This window comes from Floridaenema flaviceps BLCC-F50, from assembly GCF_041929275.2.
In the GTDB taxonomy this organism is placed as follows: Bacteria; Cyanobacteriota; Cyanobacteriia; order Cyanobacteriales; family Aerosakkonemataceae; genus Floridanema; species Floridanema flaviceps.
Genome location: NZ_JBHFNR020000001.1, coordinates 1,883,352 through 1,898,151 on the forward strand (window position 1 = coordinate 1,883,352; position 14,800 = coordinate 1,898,151).

The following is a 14,800-nucleotide window of genomic DNA, read 5'->3' on the forward strand; positions in this document are numbered from 1 at the left end:
TTACATGATTAGCTTAAGAACTAAACCGTTTAGTTTTGTTACTGCTATACTAAACGGTTCAGTATAATGGAGTCAAGTACCCCAGAAGGATAATAGTCAAGGTGGGAAAATTGAGAATGCTAGAAAGCAAAACCAGTGGGGAAAGGATGAGTAAAGAAGTCAACGATAAAAGAGAGCAGATACTTCAAGGAGCGATGCAAGAGTTTTTAGCGCAAGGATTCACCGCTACGAGTATGGATCGAGTAGCAAAGACAGCGGGAGTTTCCAAAGCCACAGTTTACAGCCACTTTCAGGACAAAGAAGAGTTATTTGTCACCTTAGTAGAGAGATTAGCGAAGAAAAAGTTTCAGCTAATCATGGGAAGCTTGACGTTATCTGAAGAGCCAAAAATACTGTTACGAAAATTAGCCAAAGCATTAATCTATCAAATGTCTAACGATCCAGAGTATATGACTTTTGTGCGGTTAGTGATAGGAGAATCAGCGAGATTTCCCAGTTTAGCTAAAACTTTTGCTCGCAACATTGCCAAGCCAGGATTAGAAACATTAGCTCAATATTTAACCGACCATCCAGAGTTAAAAATTCCCGATCCCGAAGCCACAGCGCGAATATTTCTAGGCTCATTAATTCACTTTACGCTGTCCCAAGAAGTGCTGCACGGAAATGAGATTATGCCAATGGAGAGCGATCGCCTAATCGACAGCCTAACCCACTTAATATCTTGTTGCTCAAACTGTAAAGAGTGAAAGCTCCAAGGCAGAAGGAAATTACAATTAATAAACCTCAGTGCAAAAGTAGACAATCTTTAAATTACATCTGCGTTCATCTGCGGTTAAAAAATCCTAATTTAAATTAAACCGCAAAGGACGCACTAGGCGAAGCCTTCCCGAAGGGTAGGACGCAAAGAAAAAACCCTGACTTTAGCTGTTAGCTGCAACCGCCAAGAGTCAGGGCAACAAATTAAAAAGGGAAACTGCTTAAAAAAAGAGGGAATTAACCATTAATAACAGGTGCAGTTAAAGCCACAGGTTGCACATCAACAGCAGCCAAATCCAGAGGGAAATTGTGAGCATTGCGTTCGTGCATTACTTCAATACCCAAATTAGCCCGATTAATAATATCAGCCCAGGTATTAATACCCCGACCTTCAGCATCAAGAACTGATTGGTTAAAATTAAAACCATTCAGATTAAAAGCCATTGAAGAAATACCCAAAGCAGCGAACCAAATCCCAATAACGGGCCAAGCTGCAAGGACAAAATGGAGCGATCGCGCATTGTTAAAACTAGCATATTGGAAGATCAAACGACCAAAGTAGCCATGAGCAGCTACGATATTGTAAGTTTCTTCCTCCTGCCCAAATTTGTAACCATAATTAGCAGATTCGTTCTCACTTGTTTCCCGAATCAAACTAGAAGTTACTAAAGAACCGTGCATCGCAGAAAATAGCGCCCCACCGAACACACCAATCACACCTAATTGATGGAAAGGGTGCATCAAAATATTGTGCTCAGCTTGGAAAACAATCATGAAGTTGAAAGTACCAGAAACTCCCAACATCAAACCATCAGAAAAACTGCCTTGTCCGATCGGATAAACCAACAAAACAGCAGTTGCAGCCGCCACAGGTGCAGAGAAAGCCACAGGAATCCAAGGACGCATTCCTAAACGATAGCTTAACTCCCATTCCCGACCCATATAAGCAAAAATTGCAATTAAAAAGTGCAGCACAATTAACTGATATGGGCCACCATTGTACAGCCATTCATCCAGAGAAGCCGCTTCCCACATCGGGTAAAGGTGCAAGCCAATAGCAGCCGAAGTTGGGACGATCGTCGCCGTGATGATGTTATTGCCGTAAAGCAAAGAACCAGAAACAGGTTCCCGGATGCCATCCAAATCTACTGGAGGTGCGGCAATGAAGGCGATGATAAATGCGATCGCAGCCGTTAGCATCGTCGGAATCAACAACACCCCAAACCATCCAATATATAGCCGATTTTCGGTGCTGGTAATCCAATTGCAGAATCGAGTCCACAGGCGATCGCCCGTAGGTCTGACTACAGAAGTTGACATGAAATTGATATCTCCTGAAAGATGAATGCTTTATGTGTTGATGAATACTCACAGCGTTTACCGTGCTGTATGTATTTATAGCTGCATGGTTATATGGTTGTCAATATACTTAGAGTATAAAATTTACTTATAAGAACCGTTCAGATCCCCGACTTCTTGAAGAAGTCGGGGATCTAAAATAAGATGAGTAATTTTTGGAAACAAGTTAAATTATGCTGTCCATACTTACTAATCAAATTCATTCTGCTTGGCAACTTTTCTTAGATAACTTCAATTGGATGGCGTGGAATTTATTTTTAGCCTTAATCCCGTTAGGTTTAAGTATAATTCTGTTTATTCCACCTCGCTTTTCAGCTTTTAAATTTAATTTAAGCTCCCTTTTATGGGGCATAGGATTTCTAGTTTTCATGGCTTTTTTACCTAATGCTCCTTACGTTTTAACCGATTTAATTCATTTAGTAGAAAACATCAAAGAAAATGATTCTCTATTAATGATTCTTTTAGTGTTGTTTCCCCAATATTTCCTATTTACACTGATTGGGTTTAGCGCTTATGTCTTGTCTATAATTAACTTAGCCAAATTCTTAAAAAGTAAAGGTTGGCAACAAAAGCAGATTGTTATAGCTGAATTGGTAATTCATGCGCTTTCTGCGATCGGTATTTATTTAGGAAGATTTCTCCGATTTAATAGTTGGCACATAATAACAGAATTACCGGATTTAATTAATAGTCTCATATATGATTTGATTGGTAAACGTCCAATAATCATTATGACTGTTATGTTTATAGTTTTGACGATTTTGTATTGGATAATGAAACAAGTAACTTTAGGAGTGATTCTGCGAATTAAGCAAATTAGCGATCGAAACCCTATTTCAAGTGTGTAACTATAATTAAATATGGTGCGTTACGTTGCACTAACGCACCCTACGAATTGATGGGGAAAACTCAAAACTCTGTACGGGCAATTCATGAATTGCCCCTACAACTCAAAACTTTTTTCTGCTAACTGTTGTCTAGCAGCTTCTAAAATTAAGCGTTGTTCCGCACGGACGATCGCATTATGCGTAAATTCCACTGCATCCAAACTGACAGAAATCGAAGTAATTCCCCATTGGACTAAACGCTCAATTAACTCTGGATATTGTGCAGGTGCTTGACCACAAATAGAACAAGGAATACCAGCTTTTTTAGCTTGATAAATTAATTGCCGAATTGCTTGCATAACAGCTGGATGACGTTCATCAAAAGCAGTTGACATTTCTGCTTTATCGCGATCGACACCCAGTAAAAGTTGCGTCAAATCATTAGTACCAATAGAAATTCCCATACAACCAGCCTTCACATAATCTGGGAGTAAAAAGATGACAGAAGGAACTTCCGCCATGATCCAAAGTTGAAAATTAGCAGAAGAGAAAAGACCAAATTCTGCAATGCGACGACGACAGAAAGCAAATTCTTCCACAGTGCGAACAAAAGGCAGAATTAGATTAACATTTTTGTAACCTGAGTGCAAAACTCTTTGGAGTACTTCTAATTCCAAATCAAAAAAAGTTGGGTCTTGCTGATAAGCAAAAGTGCCTCGTATCCCTAACATGGGATTAACTTCTTTAGTCGATTGAGGAAAGACATTTTGAAACTCATGCGATCGCCAATCCAAAGAACGATAAAATACCGGACGAGGCGTAAACGCACTAGCAAACTGACAAACAGTTTGGGTCAACCTTTCCAATAACTCTTCCTTGTGTCCAGAATTCAGCCACCGATTTGGATGTTGTCCTTCCAAAATATCCAATAACATCAATTCTGAGCGTAATAAACCGACACCATCAACAGGCAAACTAGCAGCACGTTCAATAGTGCTTGGTTGACTAAGATTCACCATCAATTGAGTTGCCATTAACGATGGTAAATTCATCATTTGGAATCTTTCCCGATCCCCTAAATCCACAATAGATGCTCTACTCCGATTTTGCTGTTTCTTTAAATGTAATCCCTCTTCACTGTCTAAATGTATCTCTCCGCGATCGCCATCCACCAGCAAAAACGTACCAGTTTGGATCAACTTCGTCGCACCAGACACACCAACAACAGCGGGGATTCCCAATTCTCTAGCAATAATCGCCGCATGGCAAGTCATTCCCCCCTGTTCCGCCACAACTCCCGCCGCCTTTCGCAGCAAAGGTAGCCAATCTGGATGTAGATGTTTCAAGATTAAAATTTCCCCAGCCGGAAAAGTATCCCAATCTTGGGTAGGGAAATCAATTACTACTTGGGCTTTGGCGATCGCCTTACCTCCAGCCGCCCCTAAACCTTTAAAAACTTGAGATTTTGGTTGAATATTAGTAACTAACAGCGGAATTTTAGTTTTTTCTTCCTCTAGTTGACTCTCTTGAGGAACAGGAAAACTACTTTCCTGTTTAATTATCGTCTCATGGCGCTGCTCGCAACTTTGAATTTGCGTAATATAAAACTTAGGTTCGGCAACTTCCGACTCGTTTAGCATAAGTATCCAAGCCATAGAAAAAGCCACACCCAACTCACCAGTTAATTGATGTCCTAACTGCACCAAATCTTGTAAATGACTGGCTGATAAAACATACTGTTTTTGTGCTTCCTCACTGGGTAAATAAACTTGGAGAGGCGGATTAACAGCTACTTGATTCCATCCTTCCTCAACAGACGATCGCGAACCTTCCAGCAATCGATAAGCTAGAGTCTTTACCCCAAGTTTTTGGTTCAGGATACCATGATTTCCTGGTGGTACCTCATAAAAATCAGGTAACACCTCACCCTTCACCAAAGCCATCTCCAGCCCCCAAGTTGCCTGAATTTCATAAGTAGAAGGTTGGCTACTTGCGGCTGGTGGGGAAATCAGATTCCCGCATTGTAACCAACCACTAGCCAAACAGTTTTGTAGTGGCTGAACTAAGATTGCCAAATGAATTTTTTGTAGCTGAATACCAACACGCTGCCAATATAGTAAACTTCGGGCGCGGAATAACTCTGCCCAAGTTTGTTTTACAGCTTTAGCGATCGCCTCTGGCGACAAACCACAAACATGACTTTCCCACAACCCAGAAAAACTCGCAGAGGAAAAATCATTTACTTGCGATGGTAAAGCCAAAGAAGGGCGAAAAATCAACGCATTTCCTGGTAAATTGCTACAAATCGCCACTAACTTATCCAACCACTCTTCTGGCAATGCCGTAGCCACAATTTCCCGCCGAATATGTTGAGCCACTAATTGCAATTGTCGCGGGTTGTCTACATCCAAATGGAGAGCAGAATTCGCCAAATCAGCAAAAAATGGGTCTAACCACTCAATAGAAGCTAGAAACTGACGTAAGACCGGAGCTTTAACCACAAAACCAGGAATTACAGGATAACCCCTGTGAATTAGATGGCTCAAGTAAAACGCCTTTTCGCCTACAGCGAGGCGATCGTCAAAATGAATCTGGTCAAGCCAGAGAAAATCATCCACAGATAGATAGAGAAATTAGCATAATATTTTATTTTCCCTTTTTCATTGTGCCGTGATGTCTCCTGGTTTTCTGCTAATTGAGGCGAAACAAAGAGTAAAGTTGAAATTAGGAACCGAGAAAGGCAGAAAGCAGAAGGGTAGAAAGCAGACGGCTCCAAGAAAAGAAAGGGTAAAGGTGAAATTTAATTCCCCCCTGCTCCCCTGCTCCCTCTAGCGAACCTGCCCTATCCTATTGTTTCGTCATAAAGGAGTATCACAATGCGAGTTATTAGCCTTTTAATTATTTTTGCCTTTTCCCTAGCCTTAGTCTTATTTAGCTTAGAAAATACTCAGCCTGTAATGCTTCATCTAGCCCCACAAGTCGAACTGCAAGCACCCTTATGTGTGGCATTATTCACAGCTATGGGCGTAGGAGCTTTGTTAGCATTACTTTCTGGGATTTGGTTTCGCTTACTGGTGCTGCTAGAAAACCGCAAAACCGCCCAGATGATGCGGGAAAAAGATCTACGGATTCAAGCATTAGAAAAAGACCTGCAACAGTATAAAACTGAAACTCCCAAAGAACCACTTAAACTACCACCAGCCACATCATCCCAAGTAGAAACCGCTGGCGGAACAGTGGAAACAATCCAAACATCATCTGTAAAGTAGATCAAGAAGTATTTGGGTAAAGGCATGGCAGTTTCTCCAACCTCAGAAACAAAGCCCGTGCGTGAGATTAGCGCCATTTCCCTGTTGATTGACCTGGCAGAACGCGGGGAAATTGACCCTTGGGATGTCCAGGTAATTCAAGTGATTGATTTAGTTTTGAGCCAACTAGCGGCTTTGAACGATACCCGTTCTGGCTCTTGTGAGGCTGACTTATCCCAATCTGGACAGGCGTTTTTAGATGCCTCTTTGTTGGTGTTACTTAAAGCGAAAACTTTAGAAGCACTGGAATTATCCGCCGCCGAAGCTGATGCAGAAGAAGAGCCAGAAATTGTGGCATTGGATGATTGGGGTAATCCTTTATTACCAAGGAACTTAGAGCGTCAATTACGCCGACGACCGACCCCAGCCCCACCTGCTCGGCGGCGGGTAACTTTACAAGAGTTAATCGACCAATTGCGGTTAGTAGCAGCAGCAATTGAGAAAAAACCACCAAAAGTCCGTTCCAGCCCTTTGCGTTCCCAGTCACGCGCTCAAGCTATGCGGGTGGCTATGGATTTGATCAATGAAGAAAATTCTGTGGAAGTGGCAGCCCAATTGGAAGATTTACTGGCTACATACTGGTCTGAAGATGCTGAAGATGACAATTGGTTGGATTTGGATCGGCTAGTCAACTTATGGTGGCAAAGAAAACAGGGAGATGTAGAGGTATCCAGTGCGATCGCCGCACAACTTGCGGCTGTAACAGATGACCCGGAGCAATCTGAGGGGTTAAATGGGGAAACAGGAGAAACTTTTTCTGTAGTTCATCCTTCACCCCAAGAGTTGGTCAATGAACGGGTAAATGTTTTCTGGGCTTTGTTGATGCTCTCGGCTCAGTCCAAGGTAGAGTTGGTTCAAGAGGAATTCTACCAAGACTTGAAAATCCGCTCTTTAGTAGAAGTTGCAGAGAATGGAGCAGTTTCATCGCTCGGTCAAGAGTCTAGGGACAAGTGACAATTGATGAATGACGCAAGACAATAAATTAATGAGCACTGACTTGTCAGCGGTTTATATTGACTCTAGTTTGAGGTAAGGATATTTATGAAAGCCATGATTCTGGCAGCAGGTAAGGGTACTCGCGTTCGCCCCATTACATACACTATCCCCAAACCTTTAATCCCCATCTTGCAAAAGCCAGTGATGGAGTTTTTAGTTGAATTGCTCCGCTTGCATGGTTTTGACCAGATTATGGTCAATGTGAGCCATTTAGCAGATGAGATTGAAAACTATTTTCGTGATGGTCAAAGGTTTGGGGTACAAATTGGCTATTCTTTTGAAGGCAGAATTGATGAAGGTAAGTTAGTGGGAGAGGCGATCGGTTCCGCGGGCGGACTCAAACGCATTCAAGATTTTTCTCCTTTCTTTGATGATACTTTTGTGGTATTGTGCGGCGATGCTTTGATCGATTTGGACTTGACGGCAGCGGTGAAATGGCATAGGTCGAAGGGTTCGATCGCCACTGTAGTCATGAAATCTGTTCCCAAAGAAGAAGTTTCTAGTTATGGCGTAGTCGTTACTGATAAAGATGGCAGAATTAAAGCTTTCCAAGAAAAGCCCTCTGTAGAAGAAGCCCTCAGCACCGATATCAACACGGGTATTTATATTTTTGAACCGGAAGTTTTAGACTATATTCCTTCTGGCGTTGAGTACGATCTGGGTGGTCAGTTGTTCCCCAAATTGGTGGAAATGAATGCTCCTTTTTACGGAGTAACAATGGATTTCCAATGGGTAGATATTGGAAAAGTTCCCGACTATTGGCGGGCAATTCGGGATGTTTTAATGGGCAGAGTGAAAAATGTTTCTATTCCCGGACATGAAGTGCGCCCAGGCGTTTTTACTGGCTTAAATGTGGCAGCAAATTGGGACAAAATTGATATTAAAGGGCCAGTTTATGTTGGTAGTATGACTCGCATTGAAGACGGAGCAAGAATTGTTGGGCCGACAATGATTGGCCCGAATTGTTGGGTTTGTAAAGGTGCAACTGTAGATAACAGTATTATTTTTGAATACTCTCGTTTGGGAGAAGGCGTGCAACTAGTAGATAAGCTGGTGTTCGGTCGTTATTGTATTGATAAAACGGGTGCCGCGATCGATGTTCAAGCCGCAGCTTTAGACTGGTTAATTACTGATACCCGTCAAGAACCTCCTTCCATGAGTGCGATCGAACGACAAGCGATCGCAGAAGTCCTGGGCATGGAAACTCGATAATGGTCATGGGTCATTGGTCATTGGTCATTAGTCATTTGTTATTGGTCATTTGTCATTGGTCATTTGTTAGTTATTAACTACCAGAATTATTGATTAAAAGTCCTTTGGGTCTTAATCTTTTAACCAATGACCAATGACCAATGACCAATGACCAATGACCAATAACAAATGACTAATGACCAATGACTAATCCGCCAAATAAGTGTACCGACTGAGACTGCGTTCGTAATTTTGCAGTAACAGTTGAGATTCTTGTAAAGTGATGCGTTTTTCCTGTAAGGCTTGTTCAGAACGACGGCGAATTTTTTCGACTAAATCTTCTACATCGTACTGTACATAACCGAGTACTTCCGTCATGGTATCACCCTTAACGACGTGCTCAATTTGGTAGCCTTTAGGGGTAAGTTTGATGTGAACGGCGTTAGCATCACCGAACAAATTATGCAGAGAACCCATAATTTCTTGGTATGCACCATTGAGGAACATTCCTAAATAGTAAGGTTCACCTGGTTTTAAAGCATGAAGTTCTAAGACTGATTTTACATCTCGGAGATCGATAAAACGATCGATCTTCCCATCACTATCACAAGTCAAATCTGCCAAAATTGCTCTTTCTGTTGGTTCTTCAACTAAGCGATGAATTGGCAAAATTGGGAATAGTTGATCGATCGCCCAACAATCAGGTGCCGATTGAAAAACCGACATATTAATGTAATATATGGAAGCCATGATTTTTTCCAAGTCTTCCAATTCATCAGGAACGTAATCTTCCTCTCTGGTCAGCTTAACAATTTTCCGACAACAAGCCCAGTACATCCTCTCAACTCTAGCTCTTTCTGCCAGTCGTAAAATTCCCAAATTAAAGCGACTAATCGCCTCTTCTTTGAATTGAGTAGCGTCGTGATAAGCTTCCTGGTAATTCTCGTAATTAATAGATTGATAGGTTTCCCAAAGATTCCAAACTATTGGAGGTTCTCCCTCTTGTGGTGGTTGTGGTTCTTCTGTGGGAACATCACTACTACCAAGAACATCAAAAATCAAGACTGATTGATGGGAAGCGATCGCTCTGCCACTTTCACTCACTAAAGTAGGAACAGAGACATTATGCTCAGTACAAGCGTCCTTTAACTCTGCCACAATATCATAGGCATAGTTTTGCATATTGTAGTTTTTAGACGCATAGAAATTAGTTTGAGAACCATCATAATCTACCGCCAAACCACCACCGACATCAAGATATTTCATATCTGCACCCAACCGCGCCAACTCCACATAAATTTTGCTGGCTTCTTGGATGGCATCTTTAATTACTTGAATAGCCGAAATTTGGGAACCAATATGAAAATGTAAAAGTTGCAAAGAATCTAACAGATTAGCTTCGCGGAATTTGTCTACAACTTGAATAATTTCGGGAATAGTTAAACCAAATTTAGCGCGATCGCCCGTAGAAGTTCCCCAACGACCTACGCCTTGAGTACTCAATTTAGCACGCACACCCACAATTGGCTGAATTCCCAAATTTTTGGCAGCGTTTATTACTAAATCTACTTCTTCTGTTTGTTCTAAAACAATAATCGGAGTTTGTCCTAAACGCTGGGCTAACATTGCCGTTTCGATGTATTCTCGGTCTTTGTAACCGTTGCAGATAATCAAAGCCCCAGGCGTATCCAACATTGCCAAAGCAATCATTAATTCCGGCTTAGAACCCGCTTCCAAACCAAATTGATGTGGTTTGCCAAAAGCGACCAAATCTTCAATTAAGTGGCGTTGTTGGTTGCATTTGACCGGATAGACACCCTTGTAGATGCCTGGGTAGTTGTAACGTGCGATCGCTTTGGCAAAGCAAGCGTTTAACCGTTCAATCCTATCTTCTAAAATATCCGAAAAGCGAATCATTAGCGGCAAAGCCAAGTTACGCTGCTTTAAAGCATTTACCAATTCAAATAAATCCAGCGAACCACCACGTTCACCTTTAGGCGAAACTGTAATATGACCAGCCGCATTAATCGAAAAATAAGGCTGACCCCAACCTTCTATTCGATATAGGGCTTCACTATCTTCAATAGTCCACTGTCTAGTCACTTCTCTAGTCACCAGTGGCATACCCTTAGTTTCAAATTGTGCTAACGCTGAAGATTTACCTTTTTCTTCCACAGTGGTATCTTCAGCCCGTGAATAAGCCCCCATAGTTCTAGCCCCTACAACAACTACCGAATAGTCAGTTTAACTTATTGGCTAGCAAGTCGTTGGCTAATTTCCTCACCAAGTCTGTCTAGTTATCTCACCAATCCGAAATTAATAATAATTTAACCTCATAAAGTTTTACGATACTAAGCGGTAGACAATGTTTGGGAGCAAATGTTTTAGTGGAACGCACATTTTTAGCAATCAAACCCGATGGCGTACAGCGAGCACTAGTAGGTGAAATCATCCGTCGCCTAGAAACCAAAGGTTTTACGTTAGTAGGTTTAAAACTAGTCAATGTCAGCCGTGAACTCGCAGAACAACACTACGGCGTACACAAGGAAAGACCATTTTTCCCCAGCTTGGTTGATTTTATTACCTCTGGCCCTGTAGTAGCAATGGTTTGGGAAGGCGACGGAGTAATTGCCTCTGCACGTAAAATCATTGGCGCTACCAATCCTCTAAATGCTGAACCCGGCACAATTCGCGGTGATTTTGGGATTAATGTTGGTCGTAATTTAATTCACGGTTCAGATGCGCCAGAAACCGCAACTTACGAAATTGGTCTTTGGTTCAAGGATGAAGAATTGGTAAGTTGGCAACCCACAATTACTCCTTGGTTGCACGAATAATTTCAGTTGAGTTTCATTGTACTGCCACCGCTAATCCGGTGGCTTTTTTGTTGTTAAAATTAGGAGAATAAAAAAACAGGTTCGTTGTAGGGACTTTAGTCCTACTCTTTGAGATTGCTACGACTGAAGTCGTTACAACAAACGGGTACGACTGAAGTCGCTACAACAAACGGGTACGACTGAAGTCGTTACAACAGACTTATTAATTGGGAAGTATATTTTATGTTTCAATACGACCCGAAATTACATTGGCCTTCGGCGGAAGATTTACCCGATTCTGATGATACTCCTGTGGATAATGAATTACAAGATTTAATTCCAGGTTTACTGAAAGCGATATTAGCTTTAATTTGGGCAGATCGTCAGGATTGGTTTTTCGGTGTTGATATGGGAATTTACTATCATCCTGAACAAAGTGCGATCGTTCCTGATGGTTTTCTTAGTTTAGGTGTTGAGCGTTGTATTGATGAAGATTTACGCTTAAGTTACACCCTTTGGGAAGAAAAGCAAGTACCAATTTTCGTCTTAGAAGTTATCTCCCAAACTTACCGAGGCGAGTTAACAACTAAGAAAGATAAGTACGCTGAATTAGGAGTTTTGTACTATGCAGTGTATAACCCACGTCGGCGCAGAAAACCCCGTTTAGAAGTGTTTAAATTAATTGATGGAGTTTATGATTTGTTGCCCGGTAATCCCGTTTGGATGCCAGAAATCGGTTTAGGAATTGGTAGAGAAACGGGAGTTTATCAAGGACTAAATCGGGAATGGTTGTATTGGTATAATCAACAAAGTGAGAGGTTTTTAACAGCGGAAGAAAGAGCTTTTGCGGCAGAAAGAAGGGCGGAGATATTGGAGGAGAGATTGCGATCGCTAGGAATAGATCCAGACACCCTAATATAAACTTAGTCTAGCCATGCAGTATAAAATGAAAAATACCAAGACTTAAGGAGTCAAAAATATTCCCACTAACGAACAAATGCTCAGTTGCTTTATTCTCAGCTATTGGGCAACAAAAATGTATCTACCAATTTACATCATCCGCATCGATGAACGCACTAATAATGTGTTTTTCTTAGCAGGTGAAGAAACCGAGATTATTATCCCTCCTAATGGAAGATGGAGATATAACTTATGAAACCAGACTTTCAGGCAATGAGTCGTAAAGAATTACGAGCTTATATACTCGAAAATCGAGATGAGGATGAAGCTTTCTATGCCTACATGGATAAAATCCAAACTGAAGGAACTTGGGTGGAGTTTCCAGCACCAAAATCAATTGATGACTTGAAACATTTCCCTGAGTTATTGGAAAAACACCGACAAAGGAAACAAGAACAAGAATAAGTAGGGGCGAAGCATTTGGGCGACAAATTTTGCAACTTACCAAAGATATTCGTAACCAAATGCTTCGCCCCTACATAAACTTCCATCATTTCTCACAAAAATGGCTAAGAATCAGAAACCCGGTTTCTCAGAGAAACCGGGTTTCTAAAATCCTGGCTAAACTACTCGCCAAATCGAAAATTGTCTGAATTAACGCAATGTTTCTTGCTTTTCTGCTTCAGGGGTGGCAATTTCGGTTTCTGTTTCCGAATCAATTGCTGTACGCTTAGAAAATCCCCAAATAAATAACAGCGCAATTACACTAATCATTACCCATTCTGGGGGAATTAAATCAGGGTTATATGCTCTTACCAATAACCGTACCCCTACTATGCCAACGGTGAAATAACCTGCATCTCCTAAATGGACGAATTCATCTAACCAGCGGATGAATAAACCTGCCATGAATCGCAATGTGATGATGCCGATCGTAGCGCCTGTTAATACTAACCAAGTTTCTTTGGAAACTGCGATCGCAGTTGTCACACTATCCAAAGAAAAAGCTAAATCAGTAAAAGCAATCATCGGAACAGCGTGCCAAACCGAAGCAAACTTTGGGCCACGATGTTGGTTTTCTTCATCCTCATTCGAGGTAAAATATTGGAACACTAGCCACAGTAAATAAGCACCGCCCAATACTTCAAACTGCCAGTATTTTGTCACCCAGGTAGCTGTTAAAATTAAAGCCATTCTAAGTACATAAGCTATCAGCAAACCTATATTGAGCGCCTGACGTTGGAGTTTGCTATCTTCGAGTCCTTGGGAAATTGCTGCTAAAGCGATCGCATTATCCGCCGATAACACCGCCTCTAAAAATACCAAAATCACCAAAATGAACAGCGTCTCAATCCCAGCATTAAAAGGAGAGTTAAAAATCTGATCCAGCATTAATTATTTCTCAAATCTGACAGTTTATAATCAACAGCTAATAGTCCACAACCTCCTGGTAAGGAGACTATCTCCATATTAACTAATCTTAACCCAAGGCATAATAAAGTTTTGAGTTTTGAGTTTTGAGCTTTGAATTTTGAATTTTGAGTCGGGAAGAAAGTTTTAAGACTGCCCCCCTGCTCCCTTGGCCCCCCTGCCCCCCTGCTCCCTTGGCCCCGATGTCCCGATTTATTGCAACTTGTTACAAAGTATTCCAAAAAGGGGGCAGTTTGACGGAAATTGGTGAACGAACAACCCTAAGTCAGGAGATGAGCAATATGTCTATATCCGATACCCAAGTGTTCGTAGCCCTTGTTGTAGCGTTGATTCCTGGAATTCTCGCTTTCCGTCTGGCAACAGAACTCTATAAGTAAACAACTCCCGTTTAGGGAATGGGGGTTTTTGGGAAGCTCCAGATGGGAGAACCAGCAAATTGCCTTTCTTGTCTGTTGTGTCTCAAAAACCCTGCCAAGGGTGGAATGTTTATTTCCTATCTCTAAGAAGGAAGTGGCAGTAAGGTATCTAAGTAATTGAATGTGGAGTTCTCAGATCGGCACAAATAGTGTAAACAGTCTGGTACTAGCTGCAATCAACTGCTAGGATATAGCGTGCTGCTAGCTTCCTACCACACTGTAAGATATAAAAGCCGCACTTTTGCTGTGGAATGTCATAATCTCAGTCAGGTATGAACAGTCAGCTTCCCATTGCCTTAGCGACTTAGCTGGTTGTAGTTTAAGAGAAAAGCCCTTCAGGATCATGAACGCAATTCAACCGTCAAAACCACACTTGGAACCTGTACAATCTCCAAAAGTTGTGCGACAAAAAGTGCGACAGTTGCGAACTCGGCAAACTGACGCACTTAGTTTAGAAACAACTGTTAAATTAGCAGTTAATGTATTTATTTCTGGAGTAGCGGTTTCTAGCTTGGTACATTTATTGCCTTATCACCAATCCATACAGACCAAGTTAAAAGAAATTAAGTTTGAAGTTAAAGAAACTGAACAGCGGGTCGATCGCCTGCAAACTGAGTACAATCGTACCACCGATCCGCAACAAGCAAAAAATATTATGCGCCAACAGAGTCACTTAGTTGATCCTGCACGTCGTCAGATTGTTTTGCTTCATAAAGATGATAAAGCTATTCAGGAAATAGATTAGGCGAGAATCTGCCAACAGGAAAAGGGGAGCAATCCGGCGACCCTTCCTGTTTAAG

15 protein-coding genes are annotated in these 14,800 nt (G+C 41.5%); 11 read left to right on the top strand and 4 right to left on the bottom strand.

Features of this window, described 5'->3' with window-relative positions:
* The first annotated feature begins 116 nt into the window (after positions 1 to 116).
* The gene (locus ACE1CI_RS09065) at positions 117 to 746 is read left to right on the top strand and encodes a TetR/AcrR family transcriptional regulator (RefSeq protein ID WP_413268371.1); all 630 of its coding nucleotides are present in this window, start codon (positions 117 to 119) and stop codon (positions 744 to 746) included.
* Positions 747 to 993: 247 nt separating this feature from the next.
* Here ACE1CI_RS09065 and psbA read toward each other — a convergent pair whose 3' ends face one another.
* Complete coding sequence (gene psbA, locus ACE1CI_RS09070; RefSeq protein WP_413268372.1) at positions 994 to 2,076, bottom strand: photosystem II q(b) protein; 1,083 nt, start codon at positions 2,074 to 2,076, stop codon at positions 994 to 996.
* 212 nt (positions 2,077 to 2,288) lie between these two features.
* Between psbA and ACE1CI_RS09075 the strand changes: the two genes are divergently transcribed.
* The gene (locus ACE1CI_RS09075; protein ID WP_413268373.1) at positions 2,289 to 2,963 is read left to right on the top strand and encodes a DUF1361 domain-containing protein; all 675 of its coding nucleotides are present in this window, start codon (positions 2,289 to 2,291) and stop codon (positions 2,961 to 2,963) included.
* A 95-nt stretch (positions 2,964 to 3,058) separates the two neighbouring features.
* Here the strand turns inward: ACE1CI_RS09075 and ACE1CI_RS09080 are convergent, their stop codons facing one another.
* Positions 3,059 to 5,560 carry a putative PEP-binding protein gene (locus tag ACE1CI_RS09080; RefSeq protein ID WP_413268374.1) on the bottom strand — a complete coding sequence of 834 codons (2,502 nt, stop codon included), beginning with the start codon at positions 5,558 to 5,560 and terminating at the stop codon, positions 3,059 to 3,061.
* Between the two features lie 258 nt (positions 5,561 to 5,818).
* Between ACE1CI_RS09080 and ACE1CI_RS09085 the strand changes: the two genes are divergently transcribed.
* The 3 genes from ACE1CI_RS09085 to ACE1CI_RS09095 all read left to right on the top strand — a co-directional run bounded on the left by ACE1CI_RS09085 (position 5,819) and on the right by ACE1CI_RS09095 (position 8,458).
* Positions 5,819 to 6,211: a lipopolysaccharide assembly protein LapA domain-containing protein gene (locus ACE1CI_RS09085; protein WP_413268375.1), complete on the top strand. Its 393-nt coding sequence runs from the start codon at positions 5,819 to 5,821 to the stop codon at positions 6,209 to 6,211.
* A 24-nt stretch (positions 6,212 to 6,235) separates the two neighbouring features.
* Positions 6,236 to 7,204, top strand: coding sequence for a segregation/condensation protein A (locus tag ACE1CI_RS09090; protein WP_413268376.1), 969 nt, complete (start codon positions 6,236 to 6,238; stop codon positions 7,202 to 7,204).
* An 87-nt stretch (positions 7,205 to 7,291) separates the two neighbouring features.
* The gene (locus ACE1CI_RS09095) at positions 7,292 to 8,458 is read left to right on the top strand and encodes a nucleotidyltransferase family protein (RefSeq protein WP_413268377.1); all 1,167 of its coding nucleotides are present in this window, start codon (positions 7,292 to 7,294) and stop codon (positions 8,456 to 8,458) included.
* Between the two features lie 186 nt (positions 8,459 to 8,644).
* Here the strand turns inward: ACE1CI_RS09095 and speA are convergent, their stop codons facing one another.
* Positions 8,645 to 10,645, bottom strand: a complete 2,001-nt coding sequence (gene speA / locus ACE1CI_RS09100) for a biosynthetic arginine decarboxylase (RefSeq protein WP_459564173.1) — start codon at positions 10,643 to 10,645, stop codon at positions 8,645 to 8,647.
* A gap of 179 nt (positions 10,646 to 10,824) precedes the next feature.
* Between speA and ndk the strand changes: the two genes are divergently transcribed.
* The 4 genes from ndk (at position 10,825) to ACE1CI_RS09120 (ending at position 12,618) form a co-directional block, all read left to right on the top strand.
* The gene (ndk, locus tag ACE1CI_RS09105) at positions 10,825 to 11,274 is read left to right on the top strand and encodes a nucleoside-diphosphate kinase (protein WP_413268378.1); all 450 of its coding nucleotides are present in this window, start codon (positions 10,825 to 10,827) and stop codon (positions 11,272 to 11,274) included.
* Between the two features lie 222 nt (positions 11,275 to 11,496).
* Entirely contained in the window at positions 11,497 to 12,174 is a 678-nt protein-coding gene (locus ACE1CI_RS09110; protein WP_413268379.1) for a Uma2 family endonuclease, read from the top strand.
* A gap of 58 nt (positions 12,175 to 12,232) precedes the next feature.
* Positions 12,233 to 12,409, top strand: a complete 177-nt coding sequence (locus tag ACE1CI_RS09115; RefSeq protein ID WP_413268386.1) for a DUF6888 family protein — start codon at positions 12,233 to 12,235, stop codon at positions 12,407 to 12,409.
* On the top strand, positions 12,406 to 12,618 hold the full coding sequence (locus ACE1CI_RS09120) for a DUF6887 family protein (protein ID WP_413268380.1): 213 nt from the start codon (positions 12,406 to 12,408) through the stop codon (positions 12,616 to 12,618). The genes ACE1CI_RS09115 and ACE1CI_RS09120 overlap by 4 nt, the downstream gene beginning before the upstream one ends.
* Before the next feature lie 189 nt (positions 12,619 to 12,807).
* Here the strand turns inward: ACE1CI_RS09120 and ACE1CI_RS09125 are convergent, their stop codons facing one another.
* Positions 12,808 to 13,545: a TerC family protein gene (locus tag ACE1CI_RS09125; RefSeq protein WP_413268381.1), complete on the bottom strand. Its 738-nt coding sequence runs from the start codon at positions 13,543 to 13,545 to the stop codon at positions 12,808 to 12,810.
* 320 nt (positions 13,546 to 13,865) lie between these two features.
* Here ACE1CI_RS09125 and psaM point away from each other — a divergent pair, with 320 nt between their 5' ends.
* Positions 13,866 to 13,961 (top strand): photosystem I reaction center subunit XII, encoded by a 96-nt coding sequence (gene psaM / locus ACE1CI_RS09130; protein WP_073596774.1) that lies wholly within the window; start codon positions 13,866 to 13,868, stop codon positions 13,959 to 13,961.
* A 382-nt stretch (positions 13,962 to 14,343) separates the two neighbouring features.
* Entirely contained in the window at positions 14,344 to 14,745 is a 402-nt protein-coding gene (locus ACE1CI_RS09135; protein WP_413268382.1) for a slr1601 family putative cell division protein, read from the top strand.
* Positions 14,746 to 14,800 lie beyond the last annotated feature (55 nt).

Excerpts from the sequence above, each read along its gene's own strand:
- ACE1CI_RS09085 (WP_413268375.1), top strand. The coding sequence starts at position 5,819 with ATGCGAGTTATTAGCCTTTTAATTATTTTTGCCTTTTCCCTAGCCTTA.
- ACE1CI_RS09125 (WP_413268381.1), bottom strand. The coding sequence starts at position 13,545 with ATGCTGGATCAGATTTTTAACTCTCCTTTTAATGCTGGGATTGAGACG.
- ACE1CI_RS09095 (WP_413268377.1), top strand. The coding sequence starts at position 7,292 with ATGAAAGCCATGATTCTGGCAGCAGGTAAGGGTACTCGCGTTCGCCCC.
- ACE1CI_RS09090 (WP_413268376.1), top strand. The coding sequence starts at position 6,236 with ATGGCAGTTTCTCCAACCTCAGAAACAAAGCCCGTGCGTGAGATTAGC.
- speA (WP_459564173.1), bottom strand. The coding sequence starts at position 10,645 with ATGGGGGCTTATTCACGGGCTGAAGATACCACTGTGGAAGAAAAAGGT.
- ACE1CI_RS09075 (WP_413268373.1), top strand. The coding sequence starts at position 2,289 with ATGCTGTCCATACTTACTAATCAAATTCATTCTGCTTGGCAACTTTTC.
- ACE1CI_RS09065 (WP_413268371.1), top strand. The coding sequence starts at position 117 with ATGCTAGAAAGCAAAACCAGTGGGGAAAGGATGAGTAAAGAAGTCAAC.
- psbA (WP_413268372.1), bottom strand. The coding sequence starts at position 2,076 with ATGTCAACTTCTGTAGTCAGACCTACGGGCGATCGCCTGTGGACTCGA.
- ACE1CI_RS09120 (WP_413268380.1), top strand. The coding sequence starts at position 12,406 with ATGAAACCAGACTTTCAGGCAATGAGTCGTAAAGAATTACGAGCTTAT.
- ACE1CI_RS09110 (WP_413268379.1), top strand. The coding sequence starts at position 11,497 with ATGTTTCAATACGACCCGAAATTACATTGGCCTTCGGCGGAAGATTTA.
- psaM (WP_073596774.1), top strand. The coding sequence starts at position 13,866 with ATGTCTATATCCGATACCCAAGTGTTCGTAGCCCTTGTTGTAGCGTTG.
- ACE1CI_RS09135 (WP_413268382.1), top strand. The coding sequence starts at position 14,344 with ATGAACGCAATTCAACCGTCAAAACCACACTTGGAACCTGTACAATCT.